1 protein-coding gene is annotated in these 6438 nt (G+C 75.8%); it reads right to left on the bottom strand.

All coding sequences use genetic code 11. The features are described 5' to 3' along the window. Window positions 1-6336, bottom strand: a 6336-nt coding sequence (locus ACZ6O2_RS36205) for an SDR family NAD(P)-dependent oxidoreductase (protein WP_466026173.1), incomplete at its 3' end; no start/stop codon positions are given. Window positions 6337-6438 lie beyond the last annotated feature (102 nt).

Genomic DNA, 6438 nt, shown 5'->3' with positions numbered 1-6438 from the left:
CTCCACGAACGTGCCCGGCGTCGCCATGACGGTCACGCCACCGGCCAGGGCCAGGTCGCACTCGCCGCTGCGCAGCGCCTGCACCGCCAGGTGCAGCGCCACCAGGCTGGACGAGCACGCCGTGTCCACGGTGACCGCCGGCCCCTCCAGGCCGAACGTGTACGCCACCCGACCCGACAGCACGCTGCCGGAGTTACCGGTCCCCACGTAGCCCTCGACGTCGGGCATCTCCATCAGCCGCGTCGCGTAGTCGTGGTAGATCACGCCCGCGAACACGCCGGTCCGGCTGCCCCGCAGGCCCGCCGGGTCCAGGCCCGCCGACTCGAACGTCTCCCACGACGCCTCCAGCAGCAGCCGGTGCTGCGGGTCCATGGCGAGGGCCTCGCGCGGCGAGATGCCGAAGAACCCGGGGTCGAACTCGGCGGCCCCGTACAGGAAGCCACCGTGCCGGGTGTACGAGGTGCCGGCGTGGTCGGGATCCGGGTCGTACAGCGACTCCAGGTCCCAACCCCGGTCGGCCGGGAACTCGCCGATGCCCTCCCCGCCGGTGCTGACCAGCTTCCACAGCTCGTCGGGGGATTCGACCCCGCCGGGGTAGCGGCAGGCCATGCCCACGATGGCGATCGGCTCGTCGGCGTCGCCGACCGTCGGCTCGTCGGAGGCGACGGCGCCGAGCCGGCCGCCGACGAGTTCGGCGTACACGTGGGCCGCCAGGACCTGCGGCGACGGGTAGTCGAACACCAGGGTGGAGGTGAGCCGCAGGCCCGTCGCGCCGTTCACCCGGTTGCGCAGCTCGACGGCGGTCAGCGAGTCGAAGCCCAGGTCCCGGAACGCCCGGTCCGCCGGCACCGCCTCGGCGCCGCCGTGCCCCAGCACCTGCGCGACCAGGCCGCGCACCAGCTGGTCCACCTGCGCGAGGCCGTCCTCCGCGCTGAGGCCGGCGAGCCGGTCGGCCCAGCCGCCACCGCCCTGCCCGGCCCGGCGGCGGGTCGCCGCCACGTCGACCAGGTTGCGCAGCATCGGCGGTACGACCGCACCGGAGGCCGCCGCCCGCAGCGCGGGTACGTCGATCACGGCCGGCACCAGCACCGCCCGCTCCGCCCCCGCGGCGGCGTCGAACAGTTCGAGGCCGGTGCGGGCGTTCATCGGCCGGAGTCCGGCGCGCGCCGTGCGGGCCCGGTCGGTGCCGCCGATCGACGCGGCCATGCCGGCGGTGTCCCACATGCCCCACGCCAGGCTCACCGCCGGCAACCCGAGCTGCCGCCGATACACCGCCAACCCGTCCAGGAACGCGTTACCCGCCGCATACGCCGACTGACCCGGCGAACCCAACACCCCCGCCACCGACGAGAACACCACAAACAAATCCAGATCCAGGGACGCCGTCGCCTCGTGCAGCCACCAGCCCGCCGACACCTTCGGTGCCAACACGGCCCCGAGCCGCTCCGCGGTGAGCCCCTCGACCACCCCGTCGTCCAACACGCCGGCCGTGTGCACCACGCCCGCCAGCCGGCCCTCGGCGGTGATGTCGGCGACCAGCGCGTCGACCTGGCCCCGGTCCGTCACGTCACACGCCACCACCCGCACCGACGCGCCCAGCGCCGTCAACCGCTCCGACAGCTCGCCAGCGCCCTCGGCCGACGGTCCCTGCCGCGACACCAGCACCAGCGACCGCACCCCGTGCACCGACACCAGGTGCTCCGCCACCAACGCGCCCAGCGCACCCGTACCACCGGTCACCAGCACCGCGCCGTCGCCCACCACCGGACCGTCGGCCGGCGCGGGCGCCACCGTACGCACCAGACGGGGCACGGACACCGCGCCGGAACGGACGACCAGCTGGCCGCCGGCCGGGTCGGCGGCGAACCGGGCCAGGGTGCCCAGCACGCCCGGGTTCATCGCGTCGTCGACGTCGGCCAGGACGATGCGGCCCGGGTGTTCCGACTGCGCCGACCGCAGCAGACCCCACACCGCCGCACCCGCCAGATCGGTCACCCGGTCCTCGTCGCGGACCGCCACCGCGCCCCGGGTCAGCACCACCAGCTTCGAGTCCGCCAGCACGTCGGCCGCCAGCCACGCCTGCACGAGGCCCAGCACGTCGGAGGTCACCGTGCGTACGGTCTCCGCCGGGTCGGCGTCGTCGGCGTTCGCGCCGGTCGGCGTGAACAGCAGCAGGCGCGGCGGCGTGATGCCGGCCTCGATGGCGGCCCGCAACTGCCTGATCGTCTCGGCGGAGGGGCCGCCGGGGACGCCCGGCAGGGCCGGCCCGCCCAGCACCGCCCAGCCCGACGCGTCGTCGACCGGGTCGGCCTCCTCGGCCTGCCACGCCACCTCGAACAGCGAGCGGGACGCCGCGCTGGCGGTGGCCACTCCGGTCAGCTCCCGCAGGACGAGGGAGTCGACCGACACCACCGGCGCGCCCGCCTCGTCGCAGGCGGTCAGCCGGACTCCGGAGCCGTTGCGGCTCAACCGCACCCGCAGCACGCCGGCGCCCGAGGCGTGCACCTGCACGCCCTCGAACGCGAACGGCACGCGCGGCCCACCCGACTCCTCGGAGCCGGGCAGCAGCCCGATCGGGTGCAGGGCGGCGTCCAGCAGCGCCGGGTGCACGCCGAACCGGGCGGCCTCGGCCGCCGCGTCGTCCGGCAGGACCACCTCGGCGAACACGTCGTCACCGCCGGTCCAGACGCGCCGCAGCCCCTGGAACGCCGGCCCGTACCGCAGGCCGTGCTCGACCAGCGCCGGGTACCAGCCCGCCAGGTCCACCTCGGCGGCGCCAACCGGCGGCCAGGCGGCCAACCGGGGCTCGTCCGCCGTCGCCGGCTCCAGCACGCCCTCCGCGTGCTGCGTCCAGCCCGCCTCCGGGTCGTCGTCGGGGCGCGAGTAGACGGCGACGGGACGCTGCGGCGACTCCGACGCGGACACCCGCACCTGGATCCGTACGCCGCCGGACTCGGGGAGCACCAGCGGCACCAGCACCGTCAGGTCGCGCAGCCGGGGCAGGTCCACCTCGTCGCCGGCGCGTACGGCCAGCTCCACCAGCGCCGTGCCCGGGACCAGCGTCACGCCGGAGACGACGTGGTCGGCCAGCCAGGGGTGCGTGGCGAGGGAGATCCGGCCGGTCAGCACGACCTCGTCGTCGCCGGCCAGGTCCACGGCCGCGCCGAGCAGCCCGTGCCCGGCCACGCCGAGGCCGGCGCCGGTGACGTCGCCGGCGCGCAGCCGGCCCACGGCCGGCCAGAAGCGCTGCCGCTGGAACGGGTACGTCGGCAGGTCGACCGGGCGGGTCGCGCCCGGCAGGAGCGCGGTCCAGGTGACCGGCACGCCGTTGACGTGCAGCTCCGCCAGCGCGTTGACCAGCGACACCGGCTCGGGCCGGCCGGGGCGGAGGGTCGCCACGACCGCCGCCGAGGACGCGGTCCCGTCGTCCGGCAGGCAGGCGCCCACCATGCCGGCGAGCACCGCGTCGGGGCCCAGTTCGAGGAACGTACGCACGTTGCGCTCGCGGAGGCTCGCGACCCCGTCGGCGAACCGGACCGTCTCCCGGACGTGCCGGACCCAGTAGTCGGGGGTGCCGATCTCGTCGGGGTCGGCGACCTGGCCGGTCAGGTTCGACACGATCGGCAGGACGGGCCAGTGGTACGTCAGCCCGTCGAGCACCTGCCGGAACTCGCCCAGCATCGGCTCCATCAGCGGGCTGTGGAAGGCGTGGCTGACGGTCAGCCGGCGGGTGCGGACGCCCCGCTCCCGCCAGGTCCGCTCCAGCCCGTCGAGCGCCTCGACGTCGCCGGAGACCACCACGGCGGTCGGGGCGTTCACCGCCGCGACGCCGACCCGGTCGGTGAGCGGGGCGATCGACTCGGCCACCGCGTCCTCGGGGGCGGCCACGGCGAGCATGCCGCCGCCGGCGGGCAGGGCCTGCATGAGCCGGCCGCGCGCCGCGACCAGCGCGCACGCGTCGGCCAGGCTGAACAGGCCGGCGACGTGCGCCGCCGCGATCTCGCCGATGGAGTGCCCGGCCACCAGGTCCGGCACCACCCCGAACGACTCGACCAACCGGAACAGCGCCACCTCGACGGCGAACAACCCGGCCTGGGTGAACACCGTCTGGTCCAACAGCTCCGCCTCGGCCGTGCCCGCCTCCGCGAACAACACCTCACGCAGCGGACGCGGCAACAACGGATCCAGGTGCCCGCACACCTCGTCCAACGCGGCGGCGAAGACCGGGAACGCGCCGGACAACTCGCGACCCATGCCGGGACGCTGCGCGCCCTGACCGGAGAAGAGGACGGCGGTCCGACCGCTCCTGGCGACCCCCCGAACGACGGCGGCCGAGGGCTCGTCGTCGGCGAGGGCGTCGAGGGCGGCGAGCAGGCCGTCGCGGTCGCGGGGCAGCAGCACCGCGCGGTGCTCGAAGGCGGTCCGGCCGGTGACGAGCGCCCGGCCGATGTCGGCGACGGTCAGGTCCGGCTCGTCGTCGGCCAGGGTCCGCAGACGGCGCGCCTGCTCGCGCAAAGCGGCGTCGTCGCGGGCCGAGAGGACGCAGGCGACGAGGTCGCCCGGGGCCGTCGTGGCGGGCGGCGCGGCCGGCGCCGCGGCGGGCTCCGGCGCCTGCTCGATGATGGTGTGCGCGTTGGTGCCGCTGATGCCGAACGACGACACCGCCGCGCGGCGGGGCCGGTCGGCGGCCGGCCACGGCCGCGCCTCGGTGAGCAGGGCGACGGCCCCGGCCGTCCAGTCGATGTGCGGGGACGGCTTCTCGACGTGCAGGGTGGGCGGCAGCACGCCGTGCCGCATCGCCAGCACCATCTTGATCACGCCGGCGACGCCCGCCGCCGCCTGGGCGTGGCCGATGTTCGACTTGACCGACCCCAGCCACAGCGGCCGGTCCTGCGGCCGGCCCTGCCCGTACGTGGCGAGCAGCGCCTGCGCCTCGATGGGGTCGCCCAGGGCGGTGCCGGTGCCGTGCGCCTCGACGGCGTCCACGTCGGTCGTGGCGAGCCGGGCGTTGGCGAGGGCCTGCCGGATCACCCGCTGCTGGGCGGGGCCGTTCGGCGCGGTCAGGCCGCTGCTGGCGCCGTCCTGGTTGACCGCGCTGCCGCGGACGACGGCGAGGACGCGATGGCCGTTGCGCTGCGCGTCGGAGAGGCGCTCCAGCAGGAGCATGCCGACGCCCTCGGCGAATCCGGTGCCGTCGGCGCCCGCGCCGAAGGCCTTGCACCGGCCGTCGGCCGACAGGCCGCGCTGCCGGGAGAACTCGGTGAGCATGCCGGGGGTGGACATGACGCTCACCCCGCCGGCGAGCGCGAGCCGGCACTCGTCCTGCCGCAGCGCCTGGGTCGCCAGGTGCAGCGCCACCAGCGACGACGAGCAGGCGGTGTCGACGGTGACGGCCGGGCCCTCCAGGCCGAACAGGTACGAGATCCGGCCCGAGGCGACGCTGCCGGCGCTGCCGTTGCCGACGTGGCCGCCCAGTTCGTCGGTGGTGCCGGCGGCCTGGGAGGCGTAGTCGTGGTAGATGAGCCCGACGTAGACGCCGGTGCTGCTGCCCCGCGCCGAGTGGGGGTCGATGCCGGCCCGTTCGAAGGCCTCCCAGGACGTCTCCAGCAGCAGCCGCTGCTGCGGGTCCATCGCGAGGGCCTCCCGGGGCGAGATCCCGAAGAAGGCGGCGTCGAACTGGGCGGCGTCGTGGAGGAAGCCGCCCTGGCGCGGTACGGACGTGACGTCCTCGCCGTCGGCGCGCAGGTCGTCCAGGTTCCAGCCCCGGTCGGTGGGGAACGGCGAGATGACGTCGGCGCCGGCGGTGACCACGTCCCAGAGCTGCTCGGGGGTCTGCACGTCGCCGGGGAACCGGCAGGCCATGCCGATGATGGCGATCGGCTCGTCGAGCGCGGCGGCCGTGGCGACCGCGACGGGACGGTCCGCCGCCGCCGCGCCGCCGAGTTCCCGGTCGAGGAACTCGGCGAGCACCACCGGGGCGGGGTAGTCGAACGCCACGGTCGCGGGCAGCCGCAGCCCGGTCGCGGCGGACAGCCGGTTGCGCAGTTCCACCGAGGTGAGCGAGTCGAAGCCCAGCTCCTTGAAGGCGCGCTGGGTGTCGACGCTCTCGGCCGAGCGGTGCCCGAGCACGGCGGCCACGCTGGCGGCCACCAGGTCGAGCAGGTGGCCGCGCCGTTCCGCCGGGCTGAGCGTCGCCAGCCGGTCCCGCACGGACGCGGTGTCCGCCGGGCCCCGGCCCACCGCGCGCCGGGCCGGGCCGGTGGCCCGGATCAGGTCGCGCAGCAGGCTGGGCACGGCACGGCCGGCCGGCCGTGGCGCCGCCGGCGGCAGGGTCATCGGGGGGAGATGTGTTTTTCCGCGCTTGTGGGGCAAACCTTCGAGCGCCAAATCCCTTTTGTTTGGCCAGGGGGTGATTGTGGAACAGATAGCCTTTCGGTT

The sequence above is a fragment of the Micromonospora sp. NPDC048040 genome (assembly GCF_055587185.1).
The sequence above is the reverse complement of the archived record's forward strand: the minus strand, read 5'-3'. Positions and strand labels throughout refer to the sequence as shown.